General features: G+C 63.3%; 22 protein-coding genes. 12 read left to right on the forward strand and 10 right to left on the reverse strand.

Features of this window, described 5'->3' with window-relative positions; translation table 11 throughout:
• Positions 1 to 27: 27 nt before the first annotated feature.
• Positions 28 to 588 (forward strand): hypothetical protein, encoded by a 561-nt coding sequence (locus OG417_RS07810; protein WP_329251817.1) that lies wholly within the window; start codon positions 28 to 30, stop codon positions 586 to 588.
• The gene (locus OG417_RS07815; protein ID WP_329251820.1) at positions 588 to 2,522 is read left to right on the forward strand and encodes a hypothetical protein; all 1,935 of its coding nucleotides are present in this window, start codon (positions 588 to 590) and stop codon (positions 2,520 to 2,522) included. The genes OG417_RS07810 and OG417_RS07815 overlap by 1 nt, the downstream gene beginning before the upstream one ends.
• A gap of 234 nt (positions 2,523 to 2,756) precedes the next feature.
• Here OG417_RS07815 and OG417_RS07820 read toward each other — a convergent pair whose 3' ends face one another.
• Both OG417_RS07820 and OG417_RS07825 read right to left on the reverse strand, forming a co-directional pair.
• A complete protein-coding gene (locus OG417_RS07820) occupies positions 2,757 to 3,893 on the reverse strand; it encodes a hypothetical protein (protein ID WP_329251823.1) in 1,137 nt (378 codons plus the stop codon).
• Positions 3,859 to 5,121 (reverse strand): hypothetical protein, encoded by a 1,263-nt coding sequence (locus OG417_RS07825; RefSeq protein ID WP_329251826.1) that lies wholly within the window; start codon positions 5,119 to 5,121, stop codon positions 3,859 to 3,861. The genes OG417_RS07820 and OG417_RS07825 overlap by 35 nt, the downstream gene beginning before the upstream one ends.
• 1,276 nt (positions 5,122 to 6,397) lie before the next feature.
• Here OG417_RS07825 and OG417_RS07830 point away from each other — a divergent pair.
• Both OG417_RS07830 and OG417_RS54245 read left to right on the forward strand, forming a co-directional pair.
• The gene (locus OG417_RS07830) at positions 6,398 to 7,666 is read left to right on the forward strand and encodes a helix-turn-helix domain-containing protein (protein ID WP_329251828.1); all 1,269 of its coding nucleotides are present in this window, start codon (positions 6,398 to 6,400) and stop codon (positions 7,664 to 7,666) included.
• A 565-nt stretch (positions 7,667 to 8,231) separates the two neighbouring features.
• Positions 8,232 to 8,405 carry a helix-turn-helix transcriptional regulator gene (locus OG417_RS54245; protein WP_442875665.1) on the forward strand — a complete coding sequence of 58 codons (174 nt, stop codon included), beginning with the start codon at positions 8,232 to 8,234 and terminating at the stop codon, positions 8,403 to 8,405.
• A 16-nt stretch (positions 8,406 to 8,421) separates the two neighbouring features.
• Here OG417_RS54245 and OG417_RS07835 read toward each other — a convergent pair whose 3' ends face one another.
• The gene (locus tag OG417_RS07835; RefSeq protein WP_329251831.1) at positions 8,422 to 8,985 is read right to left on the reverse strand and encodes a tyrosine-type recombinase/integrase; all 564 of its coding nucleotides are present in this window, start codon (positions 8,983 to 8,985) and stop codon (positions 8,422 to 8,424) included.
• The gene (locus OG417_RS07840) at positions 8,919 to 9,719 is read right to left on the reverse strand and encodes a site-specific integrase (RefSeq protein ID WP_329251834.1); all 801 of its coding nucleotides are present in this window, start codon (positions 9,717 to 9,719) and stop codon (positions 8,919 to 8,921) included. The genes OG417_RS07835 and OG417_RS07840 overlap by 67 nt, the downstream gene beginning before the upstream one ends.
• Before the next feature lie 247 nt (positions 9,720 to 9,966).
• Between OG417_RS07840 and OG417_RS07845 the strand changes: the two genes are divergently transcribed.
• From OG417_RS07845 to OG417_RS07875, 7 genes are all read left to right on the forward strand, one after another.
• Entirely contained in the window at positions 9,967 to 10,305 is a 339-nt protein-coding gene (locus OG417_RS07845; protein WP_329251837.1) for a hypothetical protein, read from the forward strand.
• A 326-nt stretch (positions 10,306 to 10,631) separates the two neighbouring features.
• Positions 10,632 to 10,946, forward strand: a complete 315-nt coding sequence (locus OG417_RS07850) for a hypothetical protein (RefSeq protein ID WP_329251840.1) — start codon at positions 10,632 to 10,634, stop codon at positions 10,944 to 10,946.
• Between the two features lie 2 nt (positions 10,947 to 10,948).
• Complete coding sequence (locus OG417_RS07855) at positions 10,949 to 11,452, forward strand: CHAP domain-containing protein (protein WP_329251843.1); 504 nt, start codon at positions 10,949 to 10,951, stop codon at positions 11,450 to 11,452.
• On the forward strand, positions 11,439 to 12,134 hold the full coding sequence (locus OG417_RS07860) for a glycoside hydrolase domain-containing protein (protein ID WP_329251846.1): 696 nt from the start codon (positions 11,439 to 11,441) through the stop codon (positions 12,132 to 12,134). Before OG417_RS07855 ends, OG417_RS07860 begins: the two co-directional genes overlap by 14 nt.
• 156 nt (positions 12,135 to 12,290) lie before the next feature.
• Positions 12,291 to 12,548: a hypothetical protein gene (locus OG417_RS07865; RefSeq protein WP_329251849.1), complete on the forward strand. Its 258-nt coding sequence runs from the start codon at positions 12,291 to 12,293 to the stop codon at positions 12,546 to 12,548.
• 43 nt (positions 12,549 to 12,591) lie between these two features.
• Positions 12,592 to 12,786 (forward strand): hypothetical protein, encoded by a 195-nt coding sequence (locus OG417_RS07870; protein ID WP_329251852.1) that lies wholly within the window; start codon positions 12,592 to 12,594, stop codon positions 12,784 to 12,786.
• A 148-nt stretch (positions 12,787 to 12,934) separates the two neighbouring features.
• Positions 12,935 to 13,165, forward strand: coding sequence for a hypothetical protein (locus OG417_RS07875; protein ID WP_329251855.1), 231 nt, complete (start codon positions 12,935 to 12,937; stop codon positions 13,163 to 13,165).
• Positions 13,166 to 13,178: 13 nt separating this feature from the next.
• Here the strand turns inward: OG417_RS07875 and OG417_RS07880 are convergent, their stop codons facing one another.
• A complete protein-coding gene (locus OG417_RS07880; RefSeq protein ID WP_329251858.1) occupies positions 13,179 to 13,442 on the reverse strand; it encodes a hypothetical protein in 264 nt (87 codons plus the stop codon).
• Positions 13,443 to 13,471: 29 nt separating this feature from the next.
• Here OG417_RS07880 and OG417_RS07885 point away from each other — a divergent pair, with 29 nt between their 5' ends.
• Positions 13,472 to 13,927, forward strand: a complete 456-nt coding sequence (locus OG417_RS07885) for a hypothetical protein (RefSeq protein ID WP_329251862.1) — start codon at positions 13,472 to 13,474, stop codon at positions 13,925 to 13,927.
• Positions 13,928 to 13,949: 22 nt separating this feature from the next.
• Here OG417_RS07885 and OG417_RS07890 read toward each other — a convergent pair whose 3' ends face one another.
• The 5 genes from OG417_RS07890 to OG417_RS07910 all read right to left on the reverse strand — a co-directional run bounded on the left by OG417_RS07890 (position 13,950) and on the right by OG417_RS07910 (position 17,708).
• On the reverse strand, positions 13,950 to 14,387 hold the full coding sequence (locus OG417_RS07890) for an NUDIX hydrolase (protein ID WP_329251865.1): 438 nt from the start codon (positions 14,385 to 14,387) through the stop codon (positions 13,950 to 13,952).
• A gap of 74 nt (positions 14,388 to 14,461) precedes the next feature.
• A complete protein-coding gene (locus OG417_RS07895; protein ID WP_329251868.1) occupies positions 14,462 to 15,124 on the reverse strand; it encodes a 3'-5' exonuclease in 663 nt (220 codons plus the stop codon).
• A gap of 97 nt (positions 15,125 to 15,221) precedes the next feature.
• Complete coding sequence (locus OG417_RS07900) at positions 15,222 to 16,391, reverse strand: methyltransferase domain-containing protein (protein ID WP_329251871.1); 1,170 nt, start codon at positions 16,389 to 16,391, stop codon at positions 15,222 to 15,224.
• A complete protein-coding gene (locus OG417_RS07905; RefSeq protein ID WP_329251874.1) occupies positions 16,388 to 16,780 on the reverse strand; it encodes a hypothetical protein in 393 nt (130 codons plus the stop codon). Before OG417_RS07905 ends, OG417_RS07900 begins: the two co-directional genes overlap by 4 nt.
• A gap of 367 nt (positions 16,781 to 17,147) precedes the next feature.
• The gene (locus tag OG417_RS07910; RefSeq protein ID WP_329251876.1) at positions 17,148 to 17,708 is read right to left on the reverse strand and encodes an SMI1/KNR4 family protein; all 561 of its coding nucleotides are present in this window, start codon (positions 17,706 to 17,708) and stop codon (positions 17,148 to 17,150) included.
• Positions 17,709 to 17,996: the final 288 nt, after the last annotated feature.

Raw genomic sequence — 17,996 nt, forward strand, 5'->3', positions numbered from 1 at the left:
AAAAATGCACGAAGCATTCCGCCGCGAGTGGGCCTCGGGGTTGTCCCTCCGCTATGGGATCAATTTGATCCAGACGAGATTGTCGACTTTCATGCGGCGCGCCTATTAATCCTCTTGAATGAGTGCGGTGCCGGCGCCGTCTCGAAGCGGATAGATGGAAGAACGAAGTTAGTAAAGCTTGACTTTTTCCTTCGCTATGGCCATTTCCTAGAGCGGGCGCATCAAGAACTTGTTCAAAGAGGCCAGATTGACTCTCCATACGTCGCCGACGTTGATAAGCCGGAAGCGCCGATGATCCGATACCTATTTGGCCCGTGGGATCCACGTTATCGACGATTTATAGCATTCCTTGAGGCTCGTGGCCTAGTGAGGGTGGGGGGAACGAAGATAGAGCGTGTTTCGCTGACTAGAGTTGGCAAAGTACACGCAGAGAGACTTGCCAACGAGGCCAGCTTTGCGACCATCGTTGCACGGGCGCGAGCAATGCGCGGGAACATGGCAGATTGGACTGGCACGCAGCTTAAAGAATTTATATATGAAGTGCTGCAGGAAGAAGTAGCTGACCTAGAGCTAGGTGAGGAAATCTGATGAGCATGCCGGAAGATCACGAGCGACTGACGCGCACGCTCAGACTGAGCAACCTTAGTCTGGTTCGCAGAGATGGAGAAGTTGAGGATATTATATTCGATCCGTATTTCACGCTCATCAGAGGCGGTCGAAACTCCGGTAAGACGACCCTTTTACGCTGGATAGACTATATTCTTGGTGCTTCGCAGAGCCGACTTCCGGTGGAAAGATTCGGCTCATCCGTCGTTAGTTCCTACATTTATGGCAGTCTCCGCCTTTCAATAGTTGATCCAAGGGAAGACGAGCCTGAGGAGCACGAGATATTGCGTGCGCTGGAAGACCTTCCGGATCTTCCGCGGCAAAGTCGCGTCCAAGTGGATGGCGAGGAACTAACGCTTCCCAAGCTTGCCTCGCGCTTGATGGAGTTCCTGGACTGGCCGACGCTTCGGATACCGAAGGGCCGAAATGCTCGACGAGCTACCGAGCTAGTTACCCTTAGCTTTCGAAATATGCTTCGGCATCTGTATAGGCGAGAGGATTCTTGGCAGGTTTTTGCGAGTAAGGAAGAGGAGTACCATCGGAAGGCTGTGCTTGCCTTTTTCCTTGGATTCGCGGAGTCCCTGTATTCAGGAGAGGAATTTGAAGCTGGCGCGGCCGCGCGGAAAGTCGTTGAACTTGAGTCGCGGCTACAGGAAATAACCGTCCAGTCTCAACGGATGCTGGATGCTGTGACTGAACGGGCGCACCTCCCTAAAACCACGTTGGAGCAAATCGACGAGCGGCGCATCGAAATAGCCGAACGCAGGAAGGAACTTACAAGGCGACGCAAAGAGGTCAGCTCTGGAGTGAATCGCACCGAAGGATTCCATCCGGAGCTTGGCGAACTTTATGCAGGCATTAATTCGCGGCTTAGGCAAAAGCGGGCTCGGCGTGAGGAAATCCGATCAGCTCTTGCCAACTATCATGAATCGCTGGAGTTTGTCGAGGCTGAGGTTAGCCGACTACAACGCGCGGGTGCCGCGTTGGCGCTCTTTTCCGAAGTCCCTGTAAACGAATGTCCGTCCTGCCAACAATCGGTCGTCGCTAAGCAGGATCGTATAGATCCAGGCCATTGCTTTCTTTGCGAGCAGCCGGTCGAGCCTGACGCGCGTCGTCGCCGCATTGAGCTTGAGGAACGGGCGCTAGCTACTGAGACTGAAGATCTAGAGGACGTTATCTCTAAAACACTCGCCGAGCTCAATGAGATTGACGATGATATAAGCCGCACTGAGAGAAGCGCCCAAGACCTAGCTCGCAGGCTCAACCAAGAGCGTGCCTCGACGCTGTCGCCGTTCGTTGCGGAACTAGAGTCACTCGCAGGGGAAGTGAGTTACCTAGAACAGCAAGAGGCCGCCCTTCTGGCGGTGTCTGATGCCCTTAGGGCGCGTGAGCATCAGAAGCGATTGCTGAAGGCTGCGCAGCAAGATTTGGTAGAAGCTGAGACTAGAGCACAAAACCATCATGGGGTGTCTAAGAAAGAGATCACGAGACGTTGTAGTCTATTCGCTCATCATATGACGACATTCCTTCGTTCTCTTAAAACAGACCCCTGGCGTTTTGGTGATGTAACACTTATTGCCGATGACCTTACTTTTTATGTTGGCGAGGGTCCATGGGAAAGTGAGCTCGGTGGCGAGTCGAAGGTTTTGTTCCTTTTTGCTTACCAGTATGCGATTCTTGCGATGACCCGTGAGCTGGGTGAAATTTCTCGCGTGCCAGGATTTGTCTTGCTCGATAATCCAATTCAGCAGGGCCTTCGCGATGATGTGGTTGGCGAGGTAATGGATAAGTTTGGGCATGCCGCTCGTGATCTAGGTGTTCAAATTGTTGCTACGGTAGCTCGCGATATCCCTGTAACTGCTCCGAGAAATGAAATCGCGATGTCCGGGCAATTTGGAGGTGGTCGGATGTCGTGATGCCCACCTCTTTAGGTAAGGGACGTGGGCGTCATGCGTGATTTCATCTGGCGTGTGACGTCGCAACGTTACGCCGGCTAAGTGTCATAATCGGACACTGTGCATCGAGCAGGACAAGTTATCTTGCCGGTCGTGCTGTGAGCACGCCACTCCTATGCATGCGGTCGCACGCCGAATGTAGCAGTACAAATGGAGGTCATATGTGCGGCTTAAGTACTGTTTTGTACGCAGACTTCAGGCTAGAGCGCGTTCAAGCTCTTCGAAGCTTGCGTCACATCCCCTAACGAATCCGCTGACCAATCTTATAAGCCGGGATGAGCTCTCCCTATTCACGCCGAGGCGACTAGCGGCGGCTTCCTGCGGGGTTCGCTTGTGAACGAGGCGTTCGTACACGACAAAGTCAAGCTGCCGAGGAAGTGCGCGTGCTGCCGGGGCGTCGCTCTTCAGGCGCCAGCAAAGCTCGGCGAAAGGCTCAGCGTAGTCCGGCGGCGCAGGGAGGAAAGCTCCGATAGCGCGCGTTCGCACTTCGGGTGATGCGTCGGCGGCAGCCAGAATTCCAGCGACGAACTTGTCGACCGAATCTGACAGCTTACGCATCTGATGCATCGGCACCGAGCCCTCTGCTAGCCGCTCGCACACATAGGAATCCCAGTCCTTGCGGTCGAGTGTCATTGCTGCACCGGAGATGGTTACGAGGTTGAGTGTCAGAACACTCATGGCCTCAGCTGCCAGCCATCTCGAGGCAAGTTCCTCGTGGTCATGAAGGCGGGGAGTCCAAAGCTGGCGGAGCCGACGTAGCAAATCGATGAGCTGCTTGGATGCGAGGAATGGATCAAGAAACAACACTTCCCCGCGTAGGAAGTTAAACGCGCGCTCCAGGTCGGTCTCTCTTTTACAGATATCTCGGACCGTGCTTTCGAGAATAAATGCCTGGACGCCTTGAGAGCCAAGCTCCTCGCACCGCCCAACAGCGTCGTGCTCTCGGCGCTCGAAATCTTCGACAGTCTGCGCAGAGATGCCTAGGCCGCGGCCAAGCGCACGAGCCTTCCCTGAGACTTGGGTCGCGATAGTCAGCTCTCCAGCATCCGCCCCAACGAGCGCACGAAGTCCGCTGAGCCATACGATACGGTCCAGAGCCTTCGGAGCACTTTTTCCGGTTCCAGACTTCACCTCACCAATGTATCGACGGACCGTCAGCTGAGGATTGAAATCGAATGCAAGAAGGTCAAGATCTGTGACCTGAAGAGGTTCTTGGTAGTAGCGCTGGAAATCTACTCCTCTCCGCGTGTAGAACCCCTCCCAATACCAGGTTTGCGCCACTCGTGCTTCGAGGCGATCACCGGCCGAAGGGACTCTGGTAGCGGACTGCACGCTGGGCTTCCTTCCTCAACTCAAGAATTGTCGACGTCATGATCTCCTCAGACGCCGCGTCGTCAGGGATGGTAGTCCGGTCGCGTTCGGGCGTCACGAACCTGCCTGGGACGTTCTGAAGCCTTGTCAGCTCGGAGGATCCGCCCGTAACGCTTCCCAGGCTAGCCTTCAGCCAGTCTAGACCGTCACGGACGATGTCTTCCTTGATGAGTTTTAGATACGCCCGTTCTCCGGGGTCTCCTTCGACTCTTACCACACCAGCGGCTTCGAGCATGTGATAATCGGTCCCGATGTTAGTCGCTGGACCGACTTCTTTTCGCTTCAAAAGCTTCTCTACCAGCACCACGGGGTTGCCGATTCGTCCGTATCCCAGTGTGGCTTTCTCCTGGCCAAATAGGATGTGAGCCAAGAAGAGCTTCCGAAGATGGAGCGCCTCGGTCGTGGTGGCGTGGTCATCTTCGGTCTGGATGAGGGGAGAGAAGACGTAGGTCTGGCTAAGCGGCCGGCCTAGCGCGTTGGACTTGACCGTAGCAGCCTGGATGAGTCCTACCTTTCGAGCACCGGTGACGACACGCGAATCTCCGCCGATGGCATTTAGGGTTGATCCGGGCTTTGCTGTGACCGCCTCGCAGATACCCAAGAGAGCGTCGCGCTCGCTGGGAGGAAGGTTGCGCAGAAACGTGGCGATCTGTACCTGTCCGGTCCCCCACACGTGCGGATTGAAGACGACCTCTTCGTTTAGTTCTCGTGAAGAGATACGCTGGTTTATGCCAATCGCAAGGGCGAGGTTATATCCCCGCTCTGCGGCCTCATCGCCAACTCCTGTCCGCGCCGAGATCTGGTCGATATGCTGGGATCTGGTGAGGGGGGCCCAAGCTGCAATTTCGATACTGTGCAGGAGGGCAATCTCGTGGTCGTTCGGGTCGAGTCCGTCTAGCACCTTGAACGTCTGTGCGATGATACTCCCGGTCACGCCCACAAGCTCTTCTACGTACTCTAGCTGGCCGTGGACGTCGACAGCATAGTCAATGACATCAGATCTCTTCAGGACCGGAAGCACGTCCTGGTAAAGCTGCCGCTCGGAGGTCCCGGCTAGGCGAGCGAAGTTCTTGACTAGCTCAGGGTTGGTGATCCTGTTGAAGCCCTTGAGTCGCGATGCGAAATCCATAGCCTGGCCGGCTAGGAGCAGCGTCTCGATGTCCGCGCGGACAAGAGGGTCGCTGATCACAGGCGCCTGCTGCCACAGGAAGAGCGCGGCTCGGCCCAGCCGAGCCTTAGTCGGGTGGGGGCTGCTGCTGGACCCAAAGGTGTTCACTATGAGTTCTCCGATACGCGGGCTCAATGAGTGACTCAACCGGTCCATTCTGCCCCATCCAACCCAAACCCGGATCTACTTTTTTGAACTGGGGCTTTGGTGGGTGCCAACCCGGTGTAACACGACGGCATGCCATGACGGACGGTCGTCGCGGGACGCATGCCTCCCAGCCGCGCTCGTAGCGAGCGCGGCTGGGACACGTGCTTACGACCTGCTTGCGTCCGACGGCTCCGAGGTCGTCAGCGGGGTGCCGAACCTGGATCGCAATGCACTGACCTGGTCGTTTGTGTTCGAGTAAGCGGTCGTTATGTCCACGCGTGCCGGCCCGGGGGGACGACCCCCCGGAACCCCCCGATGTGGGGGGCTCCGCCCCCCACAGCCCCCCGCGGGCTGGGGTCGGAAGAGGCATCCTTGTTCATTCGACGGCGTTGCTCGTCCATCTGCTCTTCGGGGCGGTGGGGAGTGGCGCCGTTGTTGTTTCTGCGCTCCCTGCCAGCCCGCGCTGACTCCAGCCGATACGGCGGTTGGCCATTAGGCGATGCTTGCAACCCGGGGTTCAGCGGCTCAGCCAACCCCGCCCCTGATACGAACATGGCCGCGCCCTTCGATCGGTCGGGAACTCCACCTCCGGCAAGAACGTGGCAGCGCCACGAACTTTCCAACGACGAAGAAGTATGTATGTCCGAGCGGGACCGCCGCCGGAGTGGGAACGGGTGGATGACGAGGGTGGAGTGCCAGCCTGGAGGCATCACACCGATCCTGTGCGGGTCACCACCTGAGACTTCGATCTGTTGCGGCATCTGGGCATGGCCTTGGTCCGCTATGCGGATATGGGCCTGAGCGCCACCGCATCGGTGTTTCCCGCGCCTCCGCTCGGCCCGAACTGCTATCGAACCGACTTCAAGAACAGCTCATGAGTGGCGCTTACCCGGAACACGCCCCATGGTCGCCCTCTCGCTGATGTGGCAGCCGAAGAGCTGAGGGCGATCGCTGACGCGCCGCTTCTGGTGCACGGCCGTGGGCGGCCTTGTGCTCCGGGTCGAGCTCACTCCGGGGGTGAGGGCAACCGGCTGTCGCCCCTGCGAGTGGTCATCAACCGGTTGTGCTTTGACGGGCCGGGGGCTAGATTGAGCGCTTACTGGGCGCTGAGTAGTCAGCAAGCGCTCATAAGTGCTGAGTGGAGCGGCTCATGGTGGACGGACTGGATGTGAAGGCGGCGCGAGAGGCGGCCGGCCTGACACAGGCGGACGCGGCCAGGGCTGCGCGCATCTCGGTGGCGACCTGGCGGCGAGCTGAGGACGATCCCTCGTCGGTTTCGGCTAAGACCCGGGCAGCTGTCGAAAGGGTACTGAAGACCTCTAGGCGCAAAATGCAGGGGAAAGCGCGGGAGGAAGTTGAGATAGCCGAGCACGTACGGAGGCTCAACGCATGCTTCGGAGTGGACGGGAGCGCTCTGACGCCAGCCACGGCCGCACAACTCGCCGTTACCAGCGATTCGCTCCAAGATCTTGATGGGCAGGACTGGTCGGAGGCTTCGGGCATGACGGAGCAGCTATCTCAAGCGGTGCTGTTCCGAGTCTACGGAAACCAAGCATGGCTAAAGAGGCTCGGCGATACGTTCGAGGAGATGGCGGTTCGGATCGGTCGTGGTGCTTGGCCGTGGCCTCGCACCATGGCGGACGAGTTCGTACTTCACACGTCCATCGAATGGGGGCGCGGGACGTGGGATGATATGCCGCCTTGGGAGTACCTCAATGGACTGGAGCGTCGTGCCGACGATGGCGATTGGCGCGGCGTTATGATGGAGCTCTCCCACTTTCCGCTCGGCTTTCCTGATCTCGCTGAGGACGAGATGTCGTCGCGTGTGACTGACGGCCGTGTCTACTTGTCGAGACTGCATCCCTACCGCTGGTGGGAGCCGCTGGAGATGGCACTGGAGGAATGGCGTGCGGCTTCTCCGGAGGGAGTGGCTTCTCCGGGTTTCATTACTCGCATGCTCTTCGACTTCCTCAAAATCAACAGGGGCGTCGTCGACGAGATCTTCGAGGGTGATCTATATGGTTGCGATCTCGACGTGGCCCGTAATGCGGTCCTATTGCGGGATGCATCAGGGTTCACGGCAGTGTTGAACGTGGCGCACCCGGACGATGAAATTCGGACACGCGACGATCCCCTCCAGGCGCAGAGGTACGCTTATGCGTTCCTTCAACATCTGTTCCTTAGCCGCGAGGAGCAACTCGCGGCTAAGTGCGGGGCGTGCGGAAAATGCGATGAATGCGACCTTGGTGACCCTTTGAGTGACGATGTTGAAGGCCGGAAGGCATGGAGGAGGAGCACCGGCCTGTTGGCAGCCCCGATGCTCGTCAACGGTGTAGAGATCGAGAGCAGCGGCCAGGCGATCGGGATTAAGTTCAATGACGAGGCGGTGATCAGGGTGACGATCGTCAACAGCAGTTGAGATCGTCAGAAAGCCTGGCGGTTCCTCGGCTTCGCGCGTTCGATCGATGGTGACGAACTTGGATGGCTGACCAAGGGGAGTCCTGACGATTGGCCGTTGATCGTCTTTCCCGCCGTGACGATCAGGGTCCACCGTTGCCGGCCAACCTGACGGACACACTGTTGGAGTGGCTTCGTGGCCGCTTCGCCACCCCCGGAACCCCGGTGTGAGGCGCTCCGCCCCCCCACCCCCCCGCGGGCTGGGGTCGGGGATCAGCTTTGACGGCGTCGTTAGTGTTCGCTCTGGAGAGCGAGGACAAGCGGCGCCGTTCTTGTTTGTCAACGAAGCTGCCCGGGTGGATTGAAACACTTGAGCGTCTCGCTCGACGCAATGATCAGCATTCTAGGTAGGCACGGAATCTCCAATATGTGAATGTCGGGCTTGACTGTAATCTCGCAAGGTAGGCTCAGCGAGTACCACCCTGTCACGAGGCCGTCCGGTTCCTCTTCGGAGGGGCCGGGCGGCTTCTGGTGCCCATGGCAGCGAAACCGTTGCACCGGGTATTAGTAGGCATTGATATTTGAATATGGATCTAGGTTCGGAGCGTAGATCATTCGGGCGGTACATCAGGGAGCGCAGAGAGTCGGCTGGCTTAACGCAAGGGGAGTTGGGGGCTGCGGTGGGTGCCAGCCAGCCGACGGTCTCGGCGTGGGAGCGCGGAGAGTTGGCCGAACGGGGGTACTGCTCGCCGTTTGTCTGAAGCTCTCGGGGTCAGCCTAAAACGCCTCCTCATGGAGTGGCATGGGTTGGTCGATCCCGTGGAACAACGCGGCCGCCTCGGAGGACGCCACGTTGCGCCCCATGTAGACGTCCTGGGTCATAAACGGCTTCGCGTGCCCGAGGTGGTCGGCGATCTGCCGGGCGCTCAGCCCGGCATCGTCCAGCCGGGTCGCGACCGTCCGGCGGCACGTGTGGCTCGTCACCCACCCGAACGCGTCCGCGTCGATGCGGTCGAGGACCTCGCGGATGTCCCGATTGGCGTTGCTCGGGTTCCGTACGCCTCCGGCCAGGCCGGGGAACAGCAGACCGAGGTCGCCCGCCGCGCGCTGGCTGACCTTGCCGTCGCCGGTGACAACCGTGATCTCCCGGTCGCCGTGCGGCCAGGACATCGCCATGCGACGGCGGCATCGCTCGACGACGTGAGGGGGCAGGGCGATCACCCGCCAGCCGGCTTCGCTCTTCGGGCGCAGCTGGAGCACCGTGCCCTTGCCCTTCAGGCGAACGGCCGTCGCGCACACCTCCAGCACGTCGGCCTCCAGGTCGATGACCTCGGCGCGCACCCGAGCGCCTCGCCGATCCGCATCCCCGTACCGTCGAGGAACTCCAGCAGGTCCGGCACGTCGAGTTCGGCCGCCGTCTCGTCGGTCGCCACCTTCGTCAGCATGGCGGCCTCCTCCTCGGGCGTGAGCGCCCGCGGCCGGGACCGTCGGCCGGTCGAGATCTTCGCGACGTCACGCATCGGGTTCGCACTGAGGGCGCCGTGCCGGACCGCCATACCGAGCAGAAGCGACAGCACCGACTTGGCGGACTTGGCCGCCGACGGACCGTGGTTCTTCCGCACGGACTTGATGAACGCGTCCGCTCGCGGGACGTCGACCTCGCGCAGGAGGAGACCGCCCAGAGCCTTGACGATGCGGTTCAGCGTGCGCTCGTAGATCTCCTTCGTCTGCGCGCTCAGGTCGTCCGACTCCTCGGCCTCCGCCCACCACAGCTTGGCCGCGTAACTGAGCCTCGTGTCCGCAGTGATCTCCCCATCGGCCGGGGCGCCGGCGCGGTCGCGCAGCGCCTCCTTCAGCCGCCGCTCGGCCGCCGCCTGGGTCGGGCCGAACCGGGTGACCTCGCGGGTCTCGCCGTCGTAGTCCCGGACGTTCACCCGGGCGCGCACCCGGTGCTTCCCGAGCGTCATCGGCCTGTGCCCGTGCGCGGGCCGCCCCAGCCGGGACGAGCCGCCGCCCCGGCGCGATCGACCCGCCGGGGACACCGCACCGGACGTCGCCGCCGAGCTCGCCGCCACCAAGGCCAAGCTGCGATCACTGCAGGCCAGCCCCGCCGAGACGGGCCCGTTCACCATCGCGCGCCATCGCTCGGTCTCGACGCCGTTCCCGACTTTGTCGGCTCGGCTGCTGTGGCGTTCGGCCCGTGAGGGGGCATTGGAAGGAGAACGCACCCACTCCGTGAGACCAACCGTTCGCCCCGCCACCTGGGCAATAGAAGGGCATCAGATGACCTGATCGGGAACCGGGACGGGTAGGAAAGCACACATGAGCGAAGACGTACAGGGTATGCCCGCCATTCCCGAACCGAATGAGATGGATTCCAATACAGGCGGGCCTCAGGTCGCCGCAACGATAGGCGCCGACGGTGGCATCTGGTTCAACTCGGGAATCGCCTCTGTCACACACAACGAGCCGGGCCGTTACACCCTCCACCTGGTGGAAGGCGCGTGGAAAAGGTTTTCGGTGCCGCTCGCCACGCTGGAAAAAACCGCCGATTGGCACGGCGAGATCTACGCCAGAGTATACGACAGCAGCGCGATCGAGATCTTGACCGGCGCTAACGGCGAAGCCTCCGATCAACCGTTCCACTTCGTGCTGCCCTAACCCCCCAGCATTGCGCGGCCGGAGAACTGCTCCTTCCCCCGCCCCCTTCTCTTTAACCGGGCAGGCCCTGGCTGGTGTGGCTGCTCCGGCGATTGCCTCCGCGGCGGCTGTCATCGAGGCGTTCAGCTGCGCGAGGGCGCTGACGGGTGTGTGCTCGCCGCCGGGTTCAGGGTTCGGCATGTCGGGCTCCTGCCACTCGGCTGCGTCCCGGGCGATCGTAGCCCCGGCGCCTGGCCGCTCTGGTGGGCATGATCACCACGCCGATAGTGTTACCGGCGGTAACACTCGGGGGTGGTGGAGATGGCCGGCAGACAGGCCGACGGCCCATGACGGTGCGCGGGCTCGGCGACGTGATCATCTATCTCGGTGCGGTCGCCGGTGCTCTCACCGCGGTGGGTGTCCTCGCCCGCTGGTGCGTCGTGCGGCCCCTGAAACGGTGGCTCGCAGCCGAGGTCGGCGCCCCCCTGCAGCAGGCCCGGCAGGTAGCTGAGGACACCCACAGCAAGACGACGGCGATCGAGGCTGAGGTGTCCCACAACCACGGGACGAGCCTCAAGGACGCCGTCACGCGCACCGAGCAGAAGGTCGACACGTTGTCCGCCCGGTTCGACGATCACCTCCGCACTCACCACGAGAGGTAGCGATGATCGACATCCTCGACATCTGCGAAGGCATGGTCGGCACGCGCGAGGCCGCCGACGGCACGACCACTCCCGGGCGGTGGCTCGACGCGCAGGCCCCAGCCACCCACGACTACGCAAACGCGGACTGGTGCGCCTCGTCGGTGCTGTACGCGATCGCCAAGGTGCCGGGCGGCCTGGACGCGATCGGCGGCCTGCACAAGTCCGACGCGTACGTCCAGTCGATGCACAACCGGCTGCGGGCCCTCGGCATCGTCGACGACAGGCCCGCCGAGCGGGCGATCGTGTTCTTCAACTGGGCGGGCACGGGCGTGGAAGACAACCACGTCGGGATCGTCAAGAAGCGCGAGGGACGCACGCTGTGGGTGTATGAGGGCAACCACGACAACAAGTACGAGCTGGTCCGCCGGTCGCTCGACAGCCAGGTGACCGGGTTCGCGCACTGGTGGCCGCGCGTGGTCGACGACGACGTCGCGATGGTGGTGAGCGTCGGTGTCAACGGCTGAAGGGCTCGACTACGCGTTCGGCCGGCCCACGCTCGCCGCGCTGAAAGCAGCCGGCGTCAAGTTCGTGTGCCGATACCTGTCCCACAGCCCGAGCAAGAACCTCACCGCCTCAAAGGCGCGGCAGCTCAGCGACGCAGGGATCTGGATCGTGGTCGTGTGGGAGACCACCGCCCAGCGGGCCCTGGACGGTGCAGCGGCCGGCGCGGGGGACGCCGCCGACGCTCAGGCCCAGGCGCAGGCCTGCGGGATGCCCGCCGGCCGCCCGGTCTACTTCGCCGTGGACTGGGACGCCTCGTCGGGTCAGCAGAGCGCCATCAACGCCTACCTCGACGGTGCCGCCTCGGTGCTCGGCCGCGACCGGGTCGGGATCTACGGCGGCTACGGGCCTGTCAGCCGCGCGCCCTCCAGCGGCCACGCGACGTGGGCCTGGCAGACCTACGCCTGGTCCGGCGGCCAGTGGGCCAAGGGCGCCCAGCTCCAGCAGTACAGCAACGGACACACGCTCGGCGGCGTCGGCTGCGACTACGACCGGGCCACAACCAGCGATTTCGGGCAGTGGCGCATCGGCGTTACCCCAGCAGGAGAAGGAGACGACATGGCGCAAGTGACGAGCGTCGGTGCGGAGAAGACCGCGGCACCCCAGACGATCCCGGCAGGCGGCGACGGTCACGCGCTCCGCTAGACCAAGCAGTTCACCGACCATCACGACCTGTTCAAGCCCGACAAGGACGGCGGCGCGTACAGCATCGTCATCCTTTCCAAGGACGACGGCAGCCTGTGGGCGATCTGCGACGCGATCTTCGAGTTCCACGGCCTCCAGCCCGGCGACAGCGTGATCGTGTCCTGGGACCGTATGACGTCGCCGGCCAAGGACGGCGACTCTTCGCAGCTCAGCGACAACGCCTGGGACAAGCCCTTCTTCGCGGACAAGAACGGAGTCATCCGCGATGAGCCGCACGGCCAGTTCAGCCTGGACGCGGATGTGCGGCTCCGTCTCCGCGTCTACAACCCCAACCCCTACCCGATCACGGTCATCGGCAACGACGACACCGGGCGGCCGCGCACGATGGCGAAGGTTTCCCTGCTCAAGTACTGACCCCTGGTCCGCCAGGAGCCGACATCCCCCGAGGAGGGACCACATGTTCACGACCGTGCTCCGGTACGCCAAGGCGGTCACCGCGGCGGCGATCCCCGTGTTCACCGTGATCCAGGCGGCGGTGACCGACAACCAGATCACCACGGCCGAATGGGTCAACATCGTCGTGGCAGTCGCCGGCGCGTTCGGTGTCGCGCTGGTGGCGAACGCGCCGGCCAAGACGCGGGAACTCCCGTAAGGCCCACGAGCCGCGAGGTCCTCCAGTGCGCGACCGTGTAGCAGGGCGTCAAGGTAAGCGAGCTATCCAGCGCTTCACAAGAGAGCCGCCGTCCTCCTCCGGGATGGCGGCGGCCGTCATGTCGGTGGCCAGGCGCATACTGACCGGTGTGACGTACGACTTCCCGGATGACCTGGTGCCACTCCAGCGCGACTGGTTCGCTGTCGACCGCGACCGTACGGCCGCTGCCCGCGCCGGCGATGACGAGGCGTTCGAGTCCGCCGGCGTGCGCTTCCAGACCCTGTCCATCGCCCTTCACCGGCACCCGTGGATGCAGGCGTGCGAGACGCGCTTCCAGGCCCGTATGGCGCTGCGCGAGGCCGCAGCCCCGGCCGATTAGGTCAGCGGGCGGTTTATGCCCCGGCGTCGTGGTCGTACGCGACGACCCAGCCGCCGGCCGACGCCACCACGCGCGCCGCGAGATCGATGTCCGGGTGGGTGAGGTCGAGCATCACGACCCACAGCTGGCCACGCTCGGCCGCGCGCGCCGCGACGTCCTTGGGCAGCCAGCCGGTCTCGGTGGTGTGGAGGGTGACGGCGGTGGCCCAGGCGCGGGCGCTGTCGAGGTCGGGTAAGGTCGGCTTAGCCCATGACCAAGAGTAGCTGCACCGCTCCACACGGTAGTCGACGAGAGGGAGTCATGCGCTTGTCATTGCCCCTGACCCTGGGCGTCGCCGCGTGCGTGCTGACCCTTGTCCCTGACACTGCGGCTTCAGCTGCGCCCCACAAGCGTCCGACCTACACCTGCAAGACCGTTCGCCATCTTAAATTCATCATCTACCCGGTAACCGTGCGCGGCACAGAATGCCAAGCCTCCAACGGTGCCCCCACGGCTGGCTGGGTCAACGGCCCTTTCAAGCTGGCCTCAAGCACCAACGCCTGGGTATGCCGGGCTGGCGAAGTGGACCCCGATCTCACCGGCGGCATCAACGTTTTGGGCAGTGACTGCCGGCTCGTATCGGTCGCCGGGGCCAAAGAGAATTCCTCGAACCGAGCCGCGGATCCACTGCTGCGGGCCGTAGCCGCGGCTGAGCGTGATGACCTCAACCACGCGTCCGTACCTGTCGACCATGCGCCCGCCCACGGGCGCCAGCGTACATGACCTGTACAACCGTGGTACGGCGTTACCAGCCGTGGACCGCGAACGGCGCGCCGGCGAGGTAGGACCGGATACCGGTCGCGGGGTAGTCGATCGTGTTGCTGGGCAGTACGGCCGGGTCACACCACAGCAGCTTCCCGCACTTGTGCGGCTCGGCGTTGTACGGTTCGCCGTCCCATCTGTCGGTGGCGAAGAACATCCCAACGCGCGCGAGGTCGATGCGCTGCCGGTGGTGCACGACCGCGACGAGCCGAAGGTCTGCCGGGTCGATGCGCACGCCGATTTCCTCAAGCGCCTCGCGGGCGGCGCCGTCGGTGAGTGTCTCGCCCTCGTCGAGGTGCCCGCTGGGCAGGTGCAGCATCCCGTCGCAGTACCCGGTGCCCCGCCGCTCAAGCAGCAGGATCTCTTGCCCGCGTCGCAGGATGACGTGCACATCGATGATCGACCGGTAGCGCTCGTGCATAGGGTCCTCCAGCTGGCGAGGTCACTGGTGCGGCTGTGACCGTAGCGTCTGGATGGCGGTCTCGTGACGCTCGGTTACCAGAGCATCGGAGTCTGGTTCGTCCTTTCACAGCGGTCCGCGTCGTTGGTCGTGGGGACACCCGCCAGTCGCTGCAGTTCAGCGAGCGGGAGTGTGTGGTTGGCATCCAGGTGGTCGATGAGCGTGGGCAGCAGCATCGCGACGCCGATGGTGTCCCACATGGCACGGTGTGGCTGGCTATCGGGGGCGCACTGGGTGACATCTTCGGTGAGCCCGTAGCGTTCGAGAAGCGCCGTGAGGCTCTTTCGGTTGTCGCCAGGGTGAACATGGCGGGCGAGCCGAAGCGTGTCGATCAGGCCGGCGGGCCGGACGGTCGGGCAGCAGCGGTGCAGCAGCCGCCAGTCCACTGTGATGTTGTGGCCGGTGATCAGCCGGCCGTTGAGACGGCGGGCGAGTTCGGGTTCCACGTCGGTCAACGGTGGGGCGTCGGCGAGTGCCGCGTTGGTCAGGCCAGGGGATATCCATGGGCGCTGCTGGATACGCCGGCCGGAGTTGAGCAGCGTCGTGTAGGCGTCGGGCAGAGACGGGCGGCCTCCCGTGATGGGGACAACGGCGATCTCAAGGATTCGTTCGTCCTCGCGGTCTTGGGCGCCGGTGCCTTCCAGGTCTAGTGCGACGAGGGGAGCGTCCGTCCACGGCATGTCCGCGGTTGTTGTCATGGGGCCGCCCGTCTCGGTGCCGTCAGTGCCTAGTCCTCTTCATCAAAGCGGGTCGCGGCCACGAAAACGTGCAGCGCGGGCTGTGCGGGGCCTGGCCCTATCGGCTGACCGTTCCCGCATCACGCAGAGTGCCATTTCGGCCGACGGTTCCGAGCACCGTGGCGGGCTCATCGAGCCACAGGACTTGTCCCCGAACCGAGACGATGAGGCCGAAGCGGTCGATGCCCGGCCGCCCGAGCTCGACCCAGCGGGAGTACGCGGTGGCGTACTCATCCCACAGCCGCCGCGGGCCGTACTGCGTGACCTCGGAGGTGCCGTCCGTCGGCTCGTAGTCGCACGCCGCCCAGGAGCCCTCGGGATGCCCCACCTCGTACAGCAGCAGGCTGAACGACCCGTCGTCTCCGACGCTGCGGAAGACGCCCACGCCGGGCGCGAGCGCGGTGGCCGTAAGGATCAGGCCGTCGCCGGCCTCGTCGACGGATCGGGGGTCGATCGTCGTCGCGGTGACCTCGGCCTCGTCGGTGTGGTGCGCCCTCCACATGACCTCCGCGCGCTCGCTGCGGAGCAGCATGTAGCTGCACCGGCCGCCGAACTTCCCGAAGGCGGCCCCACCGGACTTGGTGAGCCGGACCTTGAAGCCGTCGGCCCGTCCGGGCTGCCACGGTGCGGCGATGACCCCGCCCTGGCGGGTCTGCTCGACCCAGGCGTAGGGGATCTCAGCGACCCCGCACGTGGCGTGGACGTGAGTGAATGGGGCGCGCTCTGGGCAGCCGGCCGCCCCGTCGCCGACGACGACTTGTGGTGCGAACCCGGCTGCCGTGAGGTTGACGGTGGCCTGTGCGGAGACGTCCGGGTCGACCTCGACGGTGGTCACGTTCTCCTCGCCGAGCCGGGCCGCCAGGACGGCGGAGGTGTATCCGGTGCCTGTGCCGATGTCCAGCACCTGGTGCCCGTCGCCGATCGGTGACAGCAGATCCAGGAACGCGAACGCGACACCGGGAGCCGACAGGGAACTGGACGCCAGGCCGGCCGTCGCGTCGCTGGGGTCGCCGTGGCCGTCCGCGCGTTGGGTGATGATCGCGGTGTCGGAGAACACCGCGTTCCGCCATTCGTCCGGCCGGGCCCGCCGGTCGATCGGGTACGGGGCGCCGCCCTCCGGGCATGCCAGCGCGGTGTCGGGAACGAACGCCTCGCGCGGCACGCGAAGCATGGCGTCGCGCCAGTCGGTGAGCCCGAGCAGGTCGGCGAGCTTCTCGTTGCTGCTCATACGCCCTTCTCCAACAGGTCGGCGACTGCTGCGGCGAACGGCAGTCCGGTCTCCTCTCCGAGCCAGCCGAATTCGCCGCGCTGGTTCGTCTCCAGGAACACCCAGCGCTCGCTGGTGTCGCACGCCAGATCGACGGCCCCGTACACCAGACCAAGCCGGTGGTGCAGTTCTACCAGCGCGGATGACACGGAGGCGGGCAGTTCGATCGGGGCGTAGGTGAGCGAGTCGTAATCGGATCGCCAGTCCTCGCGGGCCGTGTCACTACCCGCCTCGATCCGCACGGCGATGACCTTGTCCCGGACGACCACGGCCCTGGCCTCGTACAGCTTCTCCACCCGTTCCTGGAACAGGTGGGCGGTCAGCCGGAGCCGCTGTCGGAGGAGGGCCACATTCGTTCGACGGCGTTGTTCGTCCACGGTTCGTGAGAGCGGTGGGGAGCAGCGCCGTTGTCGTGTTTCTGCCGTTCGCGGATCAGCTCGGGCTGGCCGTCACCGACTCTCCTGGGTGAATCGCCCAGAGCAGCGCGGTGACCTGGTCATTTGTTCGAGTAGGCGGTCGTTAGGTCCACTGCGGACCTGGGGCCGGTGTGGTCGGCGACTTTGTCGCCTTTCCCATTGGTCCTTCGTCCTGTCTGCTCAGGGGGCGACCCCCTGGAACCCCCGATGTGGGAGGCTCCGCCCCCACATATTGTTGTCGTAGGTGGGCATTTTCTTTACATCGGGAGTTCTTGCTGGGAGTAACGTACGGCGGCTGATGTCACCGGCACAGCGATCGGATATAGCCAGGGAAGCCTGGGAACTCCGCTTCTGCGGCCGCTTTGATCTCCTCATTCGAGCGACGCCTCTCTGGAGCGTGGCGCTCTGCGATCAAACGCAACGCCTCGTTCGGCTGAGCGTCGTAGAGGAACCCGTTCGCGAAGTACCAGAGGAGGTCGCCGAGATCGCGAGCTATCACGCTAGGGTCTCCGTCGCTCCCGAAGTAGACGACAGGCTGCTCGTCGACCGGCGAACCGGACCGGACGAGCCAGAACCCGAGTTTGTCGCCTGCTCCCGTGGATCCGAAAATGCGAAACTCGCTTCCATCGACCTCATCGTTGCCAGTCCACAAGTCGAACGCGAACTCGTCTGGCGTCATGAACCGTTCATACGGTTCAAAGTCGATATAGGCGCCCTCTTCGTCAGGATTGTCAACATCGTCGTCCGGTGGCTCTTGCGCATAGAGCACTTGGGTGAGTTCGGTCAAAGCGGCGGGAAGGGTCAATTCTTTGCTAGTCTCTTTTGGCCCCGCCTGCCAGGGGAAAAGTTTTGAATTCGCCATAAGTAGAGATATTACAGGGTGTAGCCTCCTCTATCTGGCAGTCGATCGATCCGTGGACCGCGGTGCTGGACATCCTGCGCGGCTCGATCCTGCCGTCCATACGGGTCGGCTGTCACCGGCTCTGCTGGGTTAATCGCCCATGGAGCCCTGAGAGCAGCGCTGTGACGTCGTCGTTTGTGTTCGAGTAAGCGGCAGTTAGGTCCACTGCACAAACAAGGCTCGGCCGTAACTGGAGTTACGGCCGAGCCTTTTGCTTGTGTCTGACTATGCGTTGAGTTCGGTGAGACC

Origin of the sequence: Actinoallomurus sp. NBC_01490, from assembly GCF_036227085.1 — a bacterium.
Classification (GTDB): Bacteria; Actinomycetota; Actinomycetes; order Streptosporangiales; family Streptosporangiaceae; genus Actinoallomurus; species Actinoallomurus oryzae.

Coding starts and splice junctions, on each gene's coding strand:
- OG417_RS07815 (WP_329251820.1), top strand. CDS start 588: ATGAGCATGCCGGAAGATCACGAGCGACTGACGCGCACGCTCAGACTG.
- OG417_RS07830 (WP_329251828.1), top strand. CDS start 6,398: ATGGTGGACGGACTGGATGTGAAGGCGGCGCGAGAGGCGGCCGGCCTG.
- OG417_RS54245 (WP_442875665.1), top strand. CDS start 8,232: ATGGATCTAGGTTCGGAGCGTAGATCATTCGGGCGGTACATCAGGGAG.
- OG417_RS07845 (WP_329251837.1), top strand. CDS start 9,967: ATGAGCGAAGACGTACAGGGTATGCCCGCCATTCCCGAACCGAATGAG.
- OG417_RS07850 (WP_329251840.1), top strand. CDS start 10,632: ATGACGGTGCGCGGGCTCGGCGACGTGATCATCTATCTCGGTGCGGTC.
- OG417_RS07855 (WP_329251843.1), top strand. CDS start 10,949: ATGATCGACATCCTCGACATCTGCGAAGGCATGGTCGGCACGCGCGAG.
- OG417_RS07870 (WP_329251852.1), top strand. CDS start 12,592: ATGTTCACGACCGTGCTCCGGTACGCCAAGGCGGTCACCGCGGCGGCG.
- OG417_RS07890 (WP_329251865.1), bottom strand. CDS start 14,387: ATGCACGAGCGCTACCGGTCGATCATCGATGTGCACGTCATCCTGCGA.
- OG417_RS07895 (WP_329251868.1), bottom strand. CDS start 15,124: ATGACAACAACCGCGGACATGCCGTGGACGGACGCTCCCCTCGTCGCA.
- OG417_RS07900 (WP_329251871.1), bottom strand. CDS start 16,391: ATGAGCAGCAACGAGAAGCTCGCCGACCTGCTCGGGCTCACCGACTGG.
- OG417_RS07910 (WP_329251876.1), bottom strand. CDS start 17,708: ATGGCGAATTCAAAACTTTTCCCCTGGCAGGCGGGGCCAAAAGAGACT.